The organism is Streptomyces sp. NPDC085944, from assembly GCF_040686295.1.
Classification (GTDB): domain Bacteria; phylum Actinomycetota; class Actinomycetes; order Streptomycetales; family Streptomycetaceae; genus Streptomyces; species Streptomyces salinarius.
The window spans coordinates 496,321-512,019 of record NZ_JBFBJX010000002.1 but is presented as its reverse complement, the minus strand read 5'-3'; the positions used below and the strand labels follow the sequence as shown (position 1 = coordinate 512,019).

The 15,699-nt window shown below is 73.7% G+C and carries 17 protein-coding genes and 1 pseudogene; 12 read left to right on the top strand and 6 right to left on the bottom strand.

Features of this window, described 5'->3' with window-relative positions:
• Window positions 1-115: 115 nt before the first annotated feature.
• The gene (locus AB0P07_RS06135) at window positions 116-562 is read right to left on the bottom strand and encodes an ATP-binding protein (protein WP_365545762.1); all 447 of its coding nucleotides are present in this window, start codon (window positions 560-562) and stop codon (window positions 116-118) included.
• A gap of 156 nt (window positions 563-718) precedes the next feature.
• On the opposite strand from AB0P07_RS06135, the gene AB0P07_RS06130 reads away from it, so the two are divergent.
• From AB0P07_RS06130 to AB0P07_RS06120, 3 genes and pseudogenes are all read left to right on the top strand, one after another.
• A complete protein-coding gene (locus AB0P07_RS06130) occupies window positions 719-934 on the top strand; it encodes a hypothetical protein (RefSeq protein WP_365545759.1) in 216 nt (71 codons plus the stop codon).
• 159 nt (window positions 935-1,093) lie between these two features.
• Window positions 1,094-1,246 (top strand): annotated as a pseudogene (locus tag AB0P07_RS06125) (ornithine decarboxylase); the annotation flags it as partial.
• Between the two features lie 330 nt (window positions 1,247-1,576).
• Window positions 1,577-2,032, top strand: coding sequence for a cyclic nucleotide-binding domain-containing protein (locus AB0P07_RS06120; protein ID WP_365545756.1), 456 nt, complete (start codon window positions 1,577-1,579; stop codon window positions 2,030-2,032).
• A gap of 7 nt (window positions 2,033-2,039) precedes the next feature.
• Here the strand turns inward: AB0P07_RS06120 and AB0P07_RS06115 are convergent, their stop codons facing one another.
• Both AB0P07_RS06115 and AB0P07_RS06110 read right to left on the bottom strand, forming a co-directional pair.
• Window positions 2,040-3,374: an MFS transporter gene (locus AB0P07_RS06115; protein ID WP_365545753.1), complete on the bottom strand. Its 1,335-nt coding sequence runs from the start codon at window positions 3,372-3,374 to the stop codon at window positions 2,040-2,042.
• 73 nt (window positions 3,375-3,447) lie between these two features.
• Window positions 3,448-4,062 carry a LysE/ArgO family amino acid transporter gene (locus AB0P07_RS06110; protein ID WP_365545750.1) on the bottom strand — a complete coding sequence of 205 codons (615 nt, stop codon included), beginning with the start codon at window positions 4,060-4,062 and terminating at the stop codon, window positions 3,448-3,450.
• Window positions 4,063-4,131: 69 nt separating this feature from the next.
• Here AB0P07_RS06110 and AB0P07_RS06105 point away from each other — a divergent pair, with 69 nt between their 5' ends.
• From AB0P07_RS06105 to AB0P07_RS06095, 3 genes are all read left to right on the top strand, one after another.
• On the top strand, window positions 4,132-5,043 hold the full coding sequence (locus AB0P07_RS06105; RefSeq protein WP_365545891.1) for a LysR family transcriptional regulator ArgP: 912 nt from the start codon (window positions 4,132-4,134) through the stop codon (window positions 5,041-5,043).
• Window positions 5,044-5,157: 114 nt separating this feature from the next.
• Window positions 5,158-5,409, top strand: coding sequence for a WhiB family transcriptional regulator (locus AB0P07_RS06100; protein WP_115745645.1), 252 nt, complete (start codon window positions 5,158-5,160; stop codon window positions 5,407-5,409).
• 60 nt (window positions 5,410-5,469) lie between these two features.
• Window positions 5,470-5,850: a DUF488 family protein gene (locus AB0P07_RS06095; RefSeq protein ID WP_365545747.1), complete on the top strand. Its 381-nt coding sequence runs from the start codon at window positions 5,470-5,472 to the stop codon at window positions 5,848-5,850.
• 34 nt (window positions 5,851-5,884) lie between these two features.
• Here the strand turns inward: AB0P07_RS06095 and AB0P07_RS06090 are convergent, their stop codons facing one another.
• Together AB0P07_RS06090 and AB0P07_RS06085 are read right to left on the bottom strand one after the other, a co-directional pair.
• Complete coding sequence (locus AB0P07_RS06090; RefSeq protein WP_365545744.1) at window positions 5,885-7,558, bottom strand: FAD-binding dehydrogenase; 1,674 nt, start codon at window positions 7,556-7,558, stop codon at window positions 5,885-5,887.
• Between the two features lie 38 nt (window positions 7,559-7,596).
• The gene (locus AB0P07_RS06085) at window positions 7,597-8,220 is read right to left on the bottom strand and encodes a TetR/AcrR family transcriptional regulator (RefSeq protein WP_365545741.1); all 624 of its coding nucleotides are present in this window, start codon (window positions 8,218-8,220) and stop codon (window positions 7,597-7,599) included.
• A gap of 143 nt (window positions 8,221-8,363) precedes the next feature.
• Between AB0P07_RS06085 and AB0P07_RS06080 the strand changes: the two genes are divergently transcribed.
• The 3 genes from AB0P07_RS06080 to AB0P07_RS06070 all read left to right on the top strand — a co-directional run bounded on the left by AB0P07_RS06080 (window position 8,364) and on the right by AB0P07_RS06070 (window position 11,059).
• Window positions 8,364-8,993 carry an alpha-ketoglutarate-dependent dioxygenase AlkB gene (locus tag AB0P07_RS06080; protein WP_365545739.1) on the top strand — a complete coding sequence of 210 codons (630 nt, stop codon included), beginning with the start codon at window positions 8,364-8,366 and terminating at the stop codon, window positions 8,991-8,993.
• A gap of 77 nt (window positions 8,994-9,070) precedes the next feature.
• Window positions 9,071-9,817 (top strand): MBL fold metallo-hydrolase, encoded by a 747-nt coding sequence (locus AB0P07_RS06075; protein WP_365545737.1) that lies wholly within the window; start codon window positions 9,071-9,073, stop codon window positions 9,815-9,817.
• A gap of 9 nt (window positions 9,818-9,826) precedes the next feature.
• Complete coding sequence (locus tag AB0P07_RS06070; RefSeq protein ID WP_102928603.1) at window positions 9,827-11,059, top strand: DUF4032 domain-containing protein; 1,233 nt, start codon at window positions 9,827-9,829, stop codon at window positions 11,057-11,059.
• 21 nt (window positions 11,060-11,080) lie between these two features.
• Here the strand turns inward: AB0P07_RS06070 and AB0P07_RS06065 are convergent, their stop codons facing one another.
• Window positions 11,081-11,953 carry a universal stress protein gene (locus AB0P07_RS06065; RefSeq protein ID WP_365545733.1) on the bottom strand — a complete coding sequence of 291 codons (873 nt, stop codon included), beginning with the start codon at window positions 11,951-11,953 and terminating at the stop codon, window positions 11,081-11,083.
• A 207-nt stretch (window positions 11,954-12,160) separates the two neighbouring features.
• Here AB0P07_RS06065 and AB0P07_RS06060 point away from each other — a divergent pair, with 207 nt between their 5' ends.
• From AB0P07_RS06060 to AB0P07_RS06050, 3 genes are read left to right on the top strand one after another with little or no spacing between them, the layout of a single operon-like run.
• Window positions 12,161-13,837: an FAD-dependent oxidoreductase gene (locus AB0P07_RS06060; RefSeq protein WP_365545730.1), complete on the top strand. Its 1,677-nt coding sequence runs from the start codon at window positions 12,161-12,163 to the stop codon at window positions 13,835-13,837.
• Complete coding sequence (locus tag AB0P07_RS06055) at window positions 13,834-15,309, top strand: ATP-binding protein (protein WP_365545727.1); 1,476 nt, start codon at window positions 13,834-13,836, stop codon at window positions 15,307-15,309. Before AB0P07_RS06060 ends, AB0P07_RS06055 begins: the two co-directional genes overlap by 4 nt.
• Complete coding sequence (locus AB0P07_RS06050; protein ID WP_365545725.1) at window positions 15,306-15,659, top strand: UBP-type zinc finger domain-containing protein; 354 nt, start codon at window positions 15,306-15,308, stop codon at window positions 15,657-15,659. The genes AB0P07_RS06055 and AB0P07_RS06050 overlap by 4 nt, the downstream gene beginning before the upstream one ends.
• The last annotated feature ends 40 nt before the right edge of the window (window positions 15,660-15,699 follow it).

Here is a 15,699-nt window from a genome sequence, read left to right as displayed (position 1 = left end):
CACAGCCGGAGTACCGAAACAGCCGTACCGCTCCCGCTGCTGCGCCTCCGGTCCGAAGCACGAATCTGCGACTGCCCCTGCCCCGGTGGAACAAACTCCGCTTTTCCAAAAGTCATCAGGACAGCGGAACGACCACGGTGATGCACTTGCCTCCCGAGGGAAGATCTGCCACGCGCACCTCCCGGGACAGCCGGCAGACGATGGGCCAGCCCCGGCCTCCGAGGCGGCGGCGGCCGCGGTCGTCGGTGGGCGGCACGGCCACCGGGAGGTCGTGGCTGCGGTCGCACACCGACAGCCGCACGCCGGGTCCCACGACGTCCACCTGGAAGTCGGTGATGCCGCCGCCGTGCAGGATGGCGTTGGTGGTCAGCTCCGAGGCCACGAGCACGGCGTCCGACAGGGCGCCCACGTCGCACGTCGCGGCATCGTGGAGGCCGGTGCACGCGGTGACGGCGTGCTCGACCGCTCTGCGCGCGTCGGCGGGCCTGCACGGCCGGTGGTGGCGGTGCGGGTCCGTGCCGCACTCTTCGACGGGCCGGGTCGTCGTGTCCCTCTCGCTCATCCGTCGGCTCCCCTGGTCGGTGGACGGTTCGGTCTGGCCGTGCGCGCGCCGTGCGGCCCTGTCACTCTCGGCTCACCTCTGCCGGTACCGGCAAACCTCCGGTCCTCCGCGCGGCCCAAGAGCCATCCGGCCGCCGTGCGGGGGTACGCGGAGTGCATGACGGATGTTGTGGACTCGGACGAACTGCTGCGTCGCATGCACCGCGCGAGGGCCTGTGCCCTGGAGGAGGAACGGAGCTGGCGGGCGCGCAGCGAGGCGCTGCGGGCGACCGACCCGGAGGGTTCCCGGGAGGCCGCGGTGCGGACGATGGCCTACGAGGCCGTGCTGCGGGTGCTCGACGAGGTGCTGACCCCGGGCCGGAGGGCGCGGTGAGGGACGGCGGGACGGATTGACGCACCGACGGCGAGGAAACCGGGCGGCATGTCAGCCGACCACCGCCGCGCACCGGTCCTGGAAGCCCTTGTCGAATACCGCCGCGAGGGGCGGCTGTCGTTCACGCCGCCCGGGCACAAGCAGGCGCGCGGTGCGGATCCGCCGGGCATTCCGGCCCTCCTGCCGGGTGAGCGGCTGGCCGAGCCGGTCCTGCGCTATCCGCGCAGCGGTCTGGAGGCCGGGATGTACCTACCCGATCCGACCGATCCGGCACTGGAGACGATCAGGGTCGTCGCGGAGCGTGACGGCTGAGGAGCGAGCCCGGGGAGGGCGAGTGAACCGGCTCACTCGCCCGGTACCGGATTTCACGGAACACCCGGAGATGGTTTAGCGTTCATCCATACGTGGCGACGGAGTCGACCGAAACGTCCTCCGCGGTCACCGCTTACGGCCCTGGCCGGCCTCCCCCGTCCGGCCAGGGCTTTTTCACGCCCTTCTCCCGACCTCGCGCCTGCGTCCCCGGGCCCCGCACGGAATCCGTACGGGACCCGTCGTCCGCCGAGGTGCTCAGGGCACCGGCAGCGACTGAAATGGACATAGGGAAAGCCCCGGATCCGAATCGCCGGCGAGGAGCCCCGTGCCATGACCAAAGCGATCAAACTCCTGACCGCCCTCCCCCTGCCCCAGCGCGCGCGGCTGATGGAGCTGGCCCAGGAGGTCGTCTTCCCGGAGGACCACCGGATCTTCGAGGCGGGAGGCAGGGCGGACCGCTTCTGGGTCGTCCGCTCCGGCGCGGTCTACCTGACCCAGCGGGTGACGTCCCTGCAGCGAGTCACCGTGGCCACCCTCGGCGTGGGTGACCTGCTCGGCTGGTCGTGGCTGTTCCCGCCCTACGAGTGGGACTTCGGCGCCGAGGCGTTCAGTCCGGTGCGCGCCTACGAGTTCGAGGCGGCCGCGGTGCTCGACCTGTGCGAGCGGGACCCGCAGCTGGGCATCGTGCTGGTGCGCTCGGTCGCGGAGATCCTCGCGCACCGGCTGGAGAACACCCGGGGCCGGCTCATGGAGCACTACGCGCTGCACGGCCGCGGCGCCCTGTGAAGTGCCCTCAGACGCGGTAGCGGCGCAGCGCCGGCATCGCGGCCGCCAGGGCCAGCATCACCGCCACGACCAGCAGACCGCCCCCGGCCACGGCCTCCCGGGCGCCGAGGGCGGAGCCCGCGCCGCCGTGCAGGACGTCGGCCAGGCGCGGGCCGCCCGCCACGACGACGGTGAACACGCCCTGCATCCGACCGCGCATCTCGTCCGTGGCCGCGGACAGCAGGATCGTCCCGCGGAACACCATGGAGACCATGTCGGCGACTCCGGCCACGGCCAGGAACGCCACCGCGAGCCACAGGCTGCCGCTCAGTCCGAAGCCGGTGATGGCCGCGCCCCACACGACGACCGCGCCGATCACCATCCAGCCGTGCCGGCGGGCCTGTGAGAAGGTGCCGGAGAACAGCCCGCCGGCCACCGCGCCGATGGGGATCGCCGCGAACAGCAGGCCCAGCGCGAGCCCCTCGCCGTAGGACGCGTACGTCTCGGCGGCGAGCTGCGGGAACAGGGCGCGGGGCATGCCGAGGACCATGGCGACGATGTCGGCCAGGAAGGACAGCAGCAGCACCTTGTGCCCGGCGATGTAGCGGAAGCCGGCCACGACCTCGCGCACGCCCGCGCGCCGCACCGCCGTGCCGGCCAGGGGCGGCAGGGCGGGCAGCCGGTAGACCGCCCACACGGTGACGCACAGGGCCAGGGCGTCGATCAGGTACAGCTCGGGCAGTCCGATCAACGGGATCAGCGCACCGGCCAGCAGCGGACCGACCACCTGCCCGGTCTGCATCACGGTCGAACCGAGCGCGTTCGCCGCGGGCAGCTCGTCCTCGGGCACCAGGCGCGCGATGGAGGCGTTGCGGGCCGGGGCGTTGAGGCCCCAGAAGGCCTGCTGCAGGGCGAGCAGCAGCATCAGGGCGCCGACCGACTCCATGCCGGTGACCGCCTGTGTCCAGAAGAGCAGCGAGGTCACGGCGATGCCGGTGTTGGTGATCAGCAGCAGTCTGCGGCGGTCCATGGTGTCGGCCACCGCGCCGCCCCACAGCGCGAACACGATGAGCGGCAGCAGGCCGGCGAGGCTCGCGGCGCCCACCCAGGCGGAGGAGCCGGTGATGTCGTAGATCTGCTTGGGCACGGCGACCGCCGTGAGCTGGCTGCCGACGGCGGTGACGATGGTCGAGGACCACAGCCTGCGGTAGGCGGGGCGGCGCAGCGGGCGGGTGTCCATGGCCCAGCGGCGCCACCCCCGCCGGTGTGTCCCGTCCGGCGCCGGGTCCTTGGCCGGCGATTCGGTGCCGCTCCCGCTGCTGCTCCCGCTCGTGTCCACGCGCTTCCCACATGCTCGATACATCTTTCGACTGCGGGGATCACTATCGCAGGCCCGTTCGAGTCCGCCCGGACGCGTGTGCCGGATCCGGCCGCGGTCAGGCTCCGGCGACCAGCGAGACGCCGAGGACGATCATGGTGGCGGCCACCAGGCCGTCCAGGACGCGCCAGGACGAGGGCCGGGCCAGGAAGCGGCCGAGGTAGCGGGCGCCGAAGCCGAGCGCGGCGAACCAGACCAGGCTGGCGAGCGCGGCTCCGAGGCCGAAGGTCCAGCGCAGCGGCCCCCGGTCGGCGGCGACGGAGCCCAGCAGGAAGACGGTGTCCAGGTAGACGTGCGGGTTGAGCCAGGTCAGCGCCAGGCAGGTGAGCACGGCCCGGCGCCGGGAGCCCGCGGCGTCGCCGTCCGCCCGCAGCGCGCCCGACGGACGCAGCACCCGCCGGGCGGCCAGGGCGCCGTAGCCGAGCAGGAAGGCACCGCCGATCCGGCCGACGGCGGTCAGCGCGCCCGGCCAGGCCACCACCACGGCGCCGACCCCGCCGACACCGAGGGCGATGAGCACGGCGTCGGACAGCGCGCAGATGCCGACCACGGCGAGCACCGCGTCGCGGCGGGCCCCCTGCCGCAGAACGAAGGCGTTCTGGGCGCCGATGGCGACGATGAGCGAGAGTCCGGTGCCGAAGCCGGCGGCGGCTGCCGTGAGGGCGTTGTTCATGCCCACGACGCTAAGCGGACGATCATGGGACGTACAGCTAAAGATTCTTACGTATCATCAGCGAATGTGATGATGAATGGGACGACGGCCTTCGCGGAACTTCCGCTGGACCATGTGCGCACCCTGCTGGCCGTCGTGGACGAGGGCACGTTCGACGCGGCGGCCGCCGCCCTGCACGTGACGCCGTCCGCGGTCAGTCAGCGGGTGAAGGCGCTGGAGCAGCGCACCGGCCGGGTGCTGCTGCTGCGCACCAAGCCGGTGCGGGCGACCGACTCCGGTGCCGTGCTGGTGCGGCTGGCACGCCAGGTGGCGCGGCTGGAGCGGGACGCCTCGGCCGAGCTGGGCCTGCGCGGGGAGGGGGAGCCGACCCGGGTGTCGGTGGCGGTGAACGCGGATTCGCTGGCCACCTGGTTCCTGCCCGCCCTGACCCGCCTCCCCCGGGAACCCGCTCTCTGCTTCGAACTGCGCCGCGAGGACGAGGGCCACACGGCGACGTTGCTGCGGGAGGGCGTGGTGATGGCGGCGGTGACGTCGTCGCCCGAACCGGTGCCGGGCTGCACGGTGCGGGCGCTGGGCCGGATGCGCTATCTCCCCTGCGCCGCACCGGACTTCACCGCCCGGCATCTGGCGGGGCCGCCGCGGGAGGCGGTCGCCGGCGCTCCCGTGGTGGTCTTCGACCGGCGGGACGACTTCCAGGACGCCTTCGCCCGACGGCTCGGTCACGGCGGCGCGAGTACCGCGCGGCACTACGTGCCGACCTCGGAGGGCTTCGTCGAGGCGGTCGCCGCCGGACTGGGCTGGGGCATGGTCCCGCAGCCGCAGGCGGAGCCCCTGCTGCGCGGCGGCCGGCTCGTCGGCTTCGCCCCGGACCTGGCGGTGGACGTCCCGTTGTACTGGCAGCAGTGGAAGCTCGACTCCCCGGCGCTGGCCGCGGTGGCGGACGCGGTGGTGACGGCCGCCGCGTCGGCGCTGCGGCCGTAGGACCGGGGCCCACGGGTGGGATCCGCGCCGGTTTCGGCCCGCTGCCGACAGGTCACCCGCAACGGAGTAGGCCGTGCACGAGGGCGCGAACGAAACCGATCGCAGGTGACTTTGATGGACAACTGGCGAGAGCACGCCGCATGCCGGACGGAGGACCCCGACCTGTTCTTCCCGATCGGCACGACGGGACCGGCCGCACTGCAGACCGAGCAGGCGAAGGCGGTCTGCCGGACCTGTCCGGTGCGGGAGCAGTGTCTGCGCTGGGCGTTGGACACGGGGCAGACCATCGGCGTGTGGGGCGGGACCAGCGAGCTGGAACGCCGGGCGCTGAAGCGGCGCGAGGCAGCGCGCCGCAGGTCCGGCTGACCCGGGCGCCCGCGCCGGACGTAGGTTCGCGAGAGCGTCGTCGGCCACGGGAGGACCGTCGTGAGCGTGCGGGTGCGCCGTGTCGACGAGCCGCCGGACCCGGACGACGGGGTGCGCGCCCTCGTGGACCGGCTGTGGCCCCGAGGTGTGGCCAGGGACGCGGCGCACGTGGACGAGTGGCCCAAGGGGCTCACCCCGTCGAGCGAGCTGCGCCGCCGGTACCACGCGGGCGAGGGCTCCTACGAGAACTTCGCACGGCGGTACGAGGCCGAGCCGGCCGCCCCGGCGGCGGCCGAACTCCTCGACCGCGTACGGCGGGCGGCGGGCGGCGGGCGGCGGGCGGCGGGCGGCGGGCGAGGGGACGTGAAGCTGCTGACCGCGTCCAAGTCCCCCGACCGGAGCCACGCCGCCGTGCTGCTCCGCCTCCTCGGCCGGCGGTGAGAGGGGCGGAGCAGCCGGCGCGGGCCCGCGTCGCTCAGCCGGTCTGCCGTGCCGCGGCCCGGCCCGCCGCCCGTCCGGAGAACAGGCAGCCGCCGAGGAAGGTGCCCTCCAGCGCGTTGTACCCGTGCACCCCTCCCCCGCCGAAGCCGGCCACCTCACCGGCCGCGAAGAGGCCCTCGACCGGAGTGCCGTCGGCGCCCAGGGCGCGGGAGTCGAGGTCGGTCTGGATGCCGCCGAGGGTCTTGCGGGTGAGGATGTGCAACTTGACGCCGATCAGCGGGCCGGCCGCCGGGTCGAGGAGGCGGTGCGGGGCGGCGACGCGGCCGAGGCGGTCGCCGATGTAGCGGCGGGCGTTGCGGATGCCCTGCACCTGGGCGTCCTTGGCGTACGGGTTGGCCAACTGCAGGTCCCGCGCCTCGATCTGGCGCCGGAGTGCGACGGCGTCCAGGAGGGGCTTGTCGGTCAACGCGTTCATCCTGTCGACCAGTTGCTCCAGGTCCGGCGCGGTGACGAAGTCCGCGCCGTGTCGCAGGAACGCGTCCACCGGACCCGGTGCTCCCTTGCCCAGCACGCGTTCGCGCAGGAAGCCGGCCCGGTCCTTGGCGGTGATGTCGGGGTTCTGCTCGGAGCCGGAGAGCGCGAACTCCTTCTCGACGATCTTCTGGGTGAGGACGAACCAGGAGTGGTCGTGTTCCGCGAGGCCCTCGGCCGTGCGCAGGTGGCGCAGGGTGCCCAGGGTGTCGTAGCCGGGCAGGTACGGCTCGGGCAGCCGGCGGCCCAGCGCGTCGAACCACATGGAGGACGGTCCGGGCAGGATGCGGATCCCGTGGCCGGGCCAGATCGGGTCCCAGTTGCGCACGCCCTCGGTGTAGTGCCACATGCGGTCGCGGTTGACCAGGCGGGCGCCCGCCTCGGCGGTGATGCCGAGCATCCGTCCGTCGACGTAGGCGGGGACGCCGGTGACCATCTCGCCGGGCGGGGTGCCCAGGCGTTCGGGCCAGTGGCGGCGGACGATGTCGTGGTCGGCGCCGATGCCGCCCGAGGTGACGATCACGGCCTGGGCGGTGAGTTCGAACTCCCCGGCCGCTTCGCGGTTGGAGGCGACGCCGCGCGGTGCGTCGTCCGGGGCGAGGACGGTGCCGCGCACCCCGCGCGCGACGCCGCCCTCGACGACGAGCTGGTCGACGCGGTGGCGGTGGTGGAAGGTGAGCAGCCCGTCGCGCACGGCCTGCTTCGCGTACCGCACGAACGGCTCCACGACCCCCGTGCCGGTGCCCCAGGCGATGTGGAACCGGGGCACGGAGTTGCCGTGGCCGCCGGCCCTGAGGTCGCCGCGTTCGGCCCAGCCGACGGTGGGCAGGAAGGTGATGCCGTGCCCGGCGAGCCAGGACCGCTTCTCCCCCGCCGCCCACTCGACGTACGCCCGCGCCCAGCGCACCGCCCAGGAGTCCTCGTCGTCGGTGCGGTCGAAGGCGGCGCTGCCCTGCCAGTCGTTCCAGGCGAGGTCGAAGGAGTCCTTGACGCCGAGGCGGCGCTGCTCCGGGGAGTCGACCAGGAAGAGGCCGCCGAAGGACCAGAAGGCCTGCCCGCCGAGGTTGGCCGCGTTCTCCTGGTCGACCAGGGCGACCCTGCGGCCCCGGCCGGTCAGCTCGTGGGCCGCGACCAGCCCCGCGAGACCCGCTCCGACCACGATGACGTCGGCATCCATGGCGACCGTCCCTTCTTGTTGTGTCGGTGACCCTCGGGTCAGTGACGCGTGCTGCCGTCGGTGAGCAGCGCGGTGAGCAGTTGGCCCAGCCACACCCGGGCACGGACGACGTCCCGGTCGAGGAGCAGCTGGACGGTGACCCCGTCGTACGCGGCGACCACGGCGTGCGCTGCGCCCTCGACGTCGCCCGGCACGGCGGGCAGGGCGGTGTGCCCGCGGGCCCGGGCGAGCCGGTCGGCGATCGCCCGCCTGAGGCGGGCCCGGTGCTCCAGCAGGGTCCGGGCGACCTGCGGGTCGCGGGCGGCGTGCACCAGGAAGTCCGTCTTCACCAGGAGCCAGTCCCGGTCCAGGAGCAGCACCTCGGTCACCCGGTCCACGGCGGCCGGCACGTCCGGGCCGGGGCCGTCGGAGGCGAGGGCGGCGGCCACCTGCTCCGCGATCAGGTCGGCCCGTTGCTCGTAGAGGGCGAAGAACAGCTCGTCGAGGCTGTCGAAGTTCGAGTAGAAGGCGCCCCGGCTGTACCCGGCCGCCTCACAGACCTCCTCGATCGAGACCCGCCCGAACCCCTTGGCGGCGAACACGGCGAACGCGGCGTCCAGGAGGTTGGCGCGGGTGTGCGCGCGCCGCCTGGTCACGCGCCCGCCGGTCGCCTTCGCCGTCATGCCGGGCCCCCTCGCTCGGTTCGATGCGTGAATGTATCGGATGCACCGGTGTATCGAAAGGGCTGCGACGGGGACCGCGGGCCTCCGCAGTCCTTCACGGACGTGAATAGAACACAGTTTCGATACAGGGGTACGCTGGTCCCATGACCACGCATCTCCAGGGCTCGCTCTTCGACCAGACCGACGAGGTCCGGCTGGGGCCGCTCGACGGGCTGCGCCGCACCCACCTGGGGTCCGGGGCCTGGATCGACCTGCTCCCCGGGTGGCTGAGCGGGGCCGACGCGCTGTTCGAGCGGCTGGCCGCCGAGGTCCCCTGGCGCGCGGAGCGGCGCGAGATGTACGAGCGCGTCGTCGACGTTCCCCGGTTGCTGGCGTTCTACGGCGCGGCCGATCCACTCCCGCACCCGCTGCTGACCGAGGCGCGCGACGCCCTGTCCGCGCACTACGCCGAGGAGCTGGGCGAGCCCTTCACCACCGCCGGTCTGTGCCACTACCGCGACGGCCGGGACAGCGTCGCCTGGCACGGCGACCGGATCGGACGCGGCGCGCGCCAGGACACGATGGTCGCGATCCTCTCCGTCGGCGCACCCCGCGACCTGTTGCTGCGCCCGGCGGGCGGGGGCGGCGCGACCGTGCGCCGCCCGCTGGGCCACGGCGACCTGATCGTGATGGGCGGCTCCTGCCAGCGCACCTGGGAACACTGCGTCCCCAAGAGCACCCGCGCCGCCGGGCCCCGCATCAGCGTCCAGTTCCGTCCGCACGGCGTGCGCTGAGGGCCGGGCAACCGTCCGCGCCCCGTTTCTGGTTGGCTGTCCCTCGCCGGCGCAACCAACCTGAGACGCGGGAGACCATGAGCGCGGACGTACGGCAAGTGGCCGACGGCACCTACCTGGTGCACGGCGGCAACACCAACTGGGTCATCCTCACCGACGGCGACGCGGTGACGCTCGTCGACACCGGCTACCCCGGCGACCGCCGGGCGCTGCTCGACTCCCTGGCCGCCGTGGGGAGTTCGCCCGAGGCGGTGGCCGCGGTGCTGATCACCCACGCCCACAACGACCACCTGGGCTCGGCCGAGTACCTGCGGGCCACCCACGGCACCCCGGTCCTCCTGCACGAGGCCGAGGTCCCGCACGCCCGGCGCGACCACCTCCAGCAGGTGTCGGTCGGCACCGTGCTGCGCAACGCCTGGCGGCCCGGCGTACTGCCGTGGATGCGGCACGTGCTGCGCGCCGGCGGCACCGAGCAGCACCCGGTGACCGTGCCCGCGGCCTTCCCGGCGGACGGCGCCCTGGACCTGCCCGGCCGTCCCGTACCGGTGCACACGCCCGGGCACACCGACGGCCACTGCGTCTACCACCTCCCGGACGCCGGGGTGGTGATCTCCGGGGACGCGCTGGTCAGCGGGCACGCCATCTCCCGGATCGAGGGGCCGCAGCTGCTGCCCGACCTGTTCCACCACGACCGTACGCGCGCGATCGCCTCGCTCGACGTCGTCGCCGGGCTGGAGGGCGACCTGCTGCTCCCCGGCCACGGGCCGCTCCACCAGGGGCCGGTGAAGGACGCCGCGGACCTGGCCCGGGAGCGGGCGCTCTAGAGTCGGGGCATGGCCTTGCAGATCAGTGCCACCAATCCGGAGCACCCCGCGCTCCTGCTCGAACTGCCCTGGCAGCTGCCGCTGGAGCAGTGGCCCGAGGAGTACCTCGTGCCGCTGCCCCGCGGCATCTCCCGGCACGTGGTGCGCTACGCGCGCGCCGGGGACGAGGTGATCGCGGTCAAGGAGCTGGCCGAACGGCCCGCGCTGCGCGAGTACCAGCTGCTGCGGGACCTGGACCGGCTCGCCATCCCGGCGGTGGACGCGCTGGCCGTGATCACGGGCCGCACGGACGCCGCGGGCGGCGCGCTGGAGCCGGTGCTGGTCACCCGGCACCTGGGCGGCTCACAGCCGTACCGGTCGATGTTCGAGACGACGCTGCGCCCGGCGACCATGCACCGGCTGATGGACGCCCTCGCGGTGCTGCTCGTGCGGCTGCACCTGGCCGGGTTCGCCTGGGGGGACTGCTCGCTGTCCAACACGCTCTTCCGGCGCGACGCGGGCGCCTACGCCGCCTACCTGGTCGACGCCGAGACCGGGGAGCTGCACCCCCGGCTGAGCCCCGGGCAGCGCGACTACGACCTCGACCTGGCCCGGGTCAACATCAGCGGCGAGCTGCTCGACCTGGAGGCGTCCGGGGCGCTGCACCCCTCCGTCGACCCGGTCGACTTCGGCACGGAGATATGCGCCCGCTACCGGAGCCTGTGGGAGGAGCTGACCCGCACCTCCGTCTATCCGGCGGGCAAGTACCACTACATCGAGCGCCGGATCCGGCGCCTGAACGACCTCGGCTTCGACGTGGCCGAGATGCAGATCGAGCACGCCTCCAACGGCGACTCGGTCACCTTCGTGCCCAAGGTCGTCGACGCCGGCCACCACCAGCGCCAGTTGCTGCGCCTGACGGGCCTGGACGCCGAGGAGAACCAGGCCAGGCGGCTGCTGAACGACCTGGAGTCCTGGATGGCCACCCAGGACGACTACGCCCCGGGCGACCCGCTCGGTGCCCGCCCCGAGGTCCTCGCCCACCGCTGGGTGCGTGAGGTCTTCCGGCCCACCGTGCGCGCCGTTCCGGTGGAGCTGCGCGGCGCGATGGACCCGGCGGAGATCTACCACGAACTGCTGGAGCACCGCTGGTACCTCTCCGAGCGGGCCCAGCACGACATCGGCCTGGACACGGCGGTCGAGGACTACATCGTCAACATCCTGCCCAGGGCGCGGGAGACGCTGCAGCCCACGGCGGACTGAACGGCGTCCCCCATCGGGTCCTCACCGGTGCGGGACCACCGCCACGGGGCACGTGGCGTGGTGCAGCACGCCGTGCGCCACCGAGCCGATCCGGGCCCCGACGGCGCTGCGCCGGGCGCGGCGGCCGACGACCATCAGCTGGGCGCTCCCGGCCACCGACAGCAGCACCTGGCCGGCGCTGCCCATCTCCACGTGCTCGACCACCGGGACGTCGGGGAAGCGCTCGCGCCACGGTGCGAGCGCCTCGCCGAGCGCCTTGCGCTCGTACTGCTCCAGGCCCCCGGCCTCGTCGGCGAGCGCCATGGAGGCCGGGCTGTAGGTGAAGACGGTCGGCAGTGCCCAGGCCCGCACGGCGCGCACGGTGGCGCCCCGCGCGGCGGCGGCCTCGAACGCGAACCCGATGACGTCGGCGCTGTCCTCGGGTTCGCCCTGCTGGCCCACGACGACCTCGCGGCCGGCCGCCTCGGCGCTCGCCTCGCCCCCGGCCCGCACGAGGACGACCGGCCCGGGCGCCTCGGCGATCACCTGCCGGCCGACCGAGCCGAGCAGGAAGCCGACGACGGGTCCGTGGCCGCGCGAGCCGAGGACCAGCGTCTCGGCCTCGCCGGCGGCGGCGAGCAGGGCCGCGACGGCGTCGCCCTCGCGCAGGTCGGTGGTGACCGTGAGGCCGGGGTGGCGCTCGGTGACGGTGCCGACCGCCGAGGCGAGGGTGTCCCGCGCCCACCCCTCCTGGGTCTGGCGGGTCACCGTGCCGGCCACGCCCCGGTCCTGGAACCGCCAGGCGTGCACGGCGTGGAGCGGGGCATCGCGGCGGACCGCCTCCCTCGCCGCCCAGGCCAGTGCGGCCAGGCTCTCCTCCGAACCGTCCAGGCCGGCCGTGATCGGGCGCGTCATGCGGGTCCCTCCCTGTGTCGCGGTCACGTCGTTCATGACGCCCAGTCTTCCCCACGCCGTCCCGGTCGCCGCGCAGGGGAGCCGGTCGGCACCGGTGCCGCTCCGCTGCCTGAGCGGGACGCGGCGATCGAACATACGATGGGCTGCAGGCCGGTGCGGTGACGGGGACGCCGTGCCGTGAACCCGGCCGCTCGACGTGGGGGACGCATGGCACAGGCCGACGGGGAGACACGGACCGTCATCATGACCGTGGACGACGATCCGGGGGTGTCCCGTGCCGTCGCCCGCGACCTGCGGCGGCGCTACGGCGCGACGTACCGGATCGTGCGCGCGGAGTCCGGGGAGTCGGCGCTCGACGCACTGCGGGAACTGAAGCTGCGCGGCGATCTGGTGGCCGTGATCCTCGCCGACTACCGGATGCCGCAGATGAACGGCATCGAGTTCCTGGAGCAGGCCCTCGACGTGTACCCGGGTGCCCGGCGGGTGCTGCTGACGGCCTATGCGGACACCAACGCGGCGATCGACGCGATCAACGTCGTGGATCTGGACCACTACCTGCTCAAGCCCTGGGACCCGCCCGAGGAGAAGCTCTATCCCGTCCTGGACGACCTGCTCCAGGCCTGGCGCTCGGGCGACCACCGCCCGGTGCCCAGCACGAAGGTCGTCGGGCACCGCTGGTCGGCGCGGTCCTCGGAGGTCCGGGAGTTCCTGGCCCGCAACCAGGTGCCGTACCGGTGGTACTCCTCCGACGAGCCGGAGGGGCGGCGGCTGCTGTCGGCGGCCGGGCAGGACGGGCAGCGGCTGCCGGTGGTGATCACCCCGGACGGGACCCCGCTGGTGGAGCCGGAGGCGCCCGAGCTGGCCGCCCGGGTGGGCCTGGCGACCACGCCGACGGCCGATTTCTACGACCTGGTGGTGATCGGCGGCGGCCCGGCCGGGCTCGGCGCGGCCGTGTACGGGGCCTCGGAGGGGCTGCGCACGGTGCTGGTGGAGCGGTCCGCGACCGGTGGGCAGGCCGGGCAGAGCTCGCGCATCGAGAACTACCTGGGCTTCCCCGACGGCGTCTCCGGCGGCCAGCTCACCGAGCGGGCCCGGCGCCAGGCGGCGAAGTTCGGCGCCGAGATCCTCACCGCGCGCGAGGTGACCGGCCTGGAGGCGAACGGCGCTGCGCGCGTCGTACGGTTCTCGGACGGCTCGGCGATCGCCGCGCACAGCGTCATCCTGGCGACCGGCGTCTCCTACCGGCAGCTGACCGCGCCGGGCACCGAGGACCTGGCCGGCTGCGGGGTCTTCTACGGCTCGGCGCTGACCGAGGCGGCCTCCTGCCAGGGCCACGACGTGTACATCGTGGGCGGGGCCAACTCGGCCGGGCAGGCGGCGATGTATCTGGCCCGGGGCGCCAAGTCGGTGACGCTGCTGGTGCGCGGCGGCTCCCTGGAGGCGTCGATGTCGTACTACCTGATCCAGCAGATCGATCAGACGCCCAACATCCGGGTGCGCTGCTCCACCGTCGTCGAGGGCGCGCACGGCGACGGCCACCTGGAGCGGCTCACGCTGCGCGACGCGGACAGCGGCGCCACCGAACTCGTCGACGCGCAGTGGCTGTTCGTGTTCATCGGCGCGGCCCCGCTGACCGACTGGCTGGACGGCACGGTGCTGCGCGACGAGCGCGGGTTCATCCTCGCCGGGCCCGATCTGACGCCCGACGGGCGGCCGCCGGCCGGCTGGGAGCTGGACCGGCCGCCGTACCACCTGGAGACCAGCGTCCCGGGCGTGTTCGTGGCGGGCGACGCCCGCGCGGAGTCCGCCAAGCGGGTCGCGTCCGCCGTCGGAGAGGGAGCCATGGCCGTGATGCTCGTCCACCGTTACCTGGAGCAGTCGTGAGCGGCCGGCCGATGCCGTGCAGCCCCGCGGAGATCGGGAAGCTTTTCCTGTTCGAGAAGCTGACGCCCGAGCAGCTGGGCCGGCTGTGTGCCGAGGGCCGGGTGGAGCTGTTCGAGCCCGGTCCGGTGTACACCGAGGGCGAGGACGCCACGTGCTTCTACGTGATGCTGGAGGGCTCGGTCGTGCTGTCCCGCCGGGTCGGCGCGGACGACGTGGAGACCAACCGCACCTCGCAGCCCGGGGTGTACGCGGGCGCGATGCAGGCGTACGTCGGCGACCGGGTGCCGCAGGTCTACACCAACTCGATGCGGGTCACCGTGCCGACGCGGTTCTTCGTGCTCCCGGCGGACACCTTCGCGGCCGTCATGCGGGAGTGGTTCCCCATGGCGGTGCACCTGCTGGAGGGGCTGTTCTTCGGCTCCAAGAACACCCAGCGCACCATCGGGCAGCGCGAGCGGCTGCTGGCGCTGGGCTCGCTGTCCGCGGGTCTCACCCACGAGCTGAACAACCCGGCGGCGGCCGCGGTGCGGGCCACCTCGACGCTGCGGGAGCGGGTGGCGAAGATGCGCCACAAGCTCGCCGTGATCGCCGAGGGTCCGTTCTCCCGGGACGCGCTCGCGGGGCTCATCGAGATCCAGGAGCGCACGGCGGAGCGGGTCGCCAAGGCTCCCTCGCTCAGTCCGCTGGAGGCGGCCGACCGGGAGGACGCCCTCTCCGACTGGCTGGACGACCACGGGATCGAGCAGGGCTGGCAGCTGGCGCCGACCTTCGTGCAGGCCGGCCTCGACACCGAGTGGCTGGAGCAGGTCGCGGCGGCCGTGGACCCGGAGATCCTGCCCGGAGCGGTCGGCTGGCTCAACTACACGGTCGAGACCGAGCTGTTGATGAACGAGATCGCGGACTCCACCGCCCGCATCTCGCACCTGGTGGACGCCGCCAAGCAGTACGCGCAGCTCGACCGGGCGCCCTACCGCACGGTCGACGTGCACGAACTGCTCGACAGCACCCTGCTGATGCTCTCCGGCAAGATCGGCCCGCGGATCGAGGTCGTCAAGGAGTACGACCGTACGGTGCCGCGGATCCCGGCGTACCCGGCGGAACTGAACCAGGTGTGGACCAACCTGATCGACAACGCGGTCGCCGCGGTGAACGACGCGGGCGGCGAGGGGACGCTCACCGTGCGGACCGCGCTCCACCACGACCGGCTGCTGGTGGAGTTCCGCGACACCGGCACCGGGATCGCCCCGGAGGTCCGGGGGCGGATCTTCGACCCGTTCTTCACCACCAAGCCCGTGGGCGAGGGCACCGGGCTCGGCCTGGACATCTCCTGGCGGATCGTGGTCGACAAGCACCACGGCAGCCTCCAGGCCGAGTCCGAGCCGGGCGACACCCGTTTCCAGGTGCTCCTGCCGCTCACCGCCGCGCAACCCGATCCGACCGATCCAGTCGACGCCACCGAGGAGCCGGTATGACCAGCGACACCGGAATCGACCCCAACGTCCCGCCGAGCGGCACGGGCTGCGCCGAGTGCGACGCGGCCGGCGGCTGGTGGTTCCACCTGCGGCGGTGCGCGAGCTGCGGCCACGTCGGCTGCTGCGACAGCTCCCCCGGGCAGCACGCGACCGGCCACTACCGGTCCACCGGGCACCCGGTGGTGCAGAGCTTCGAACCGGGCGAGGACTGGTTCTGGGACTACGCCACCGACGAGGTGCGCGCGTCGGGCCCGGACCTCGCCCCGCCCGCCAGCCACCCGGACGACCAGCCGTCGCCCGGCCCGGCGGGCCGGGTCCCGGCCGACTGGGCGAGCGCCCTCCACCGCTGACCCGGCCGCAGGTCCGGGAAACGGGGAGGCCCGCCGTCCG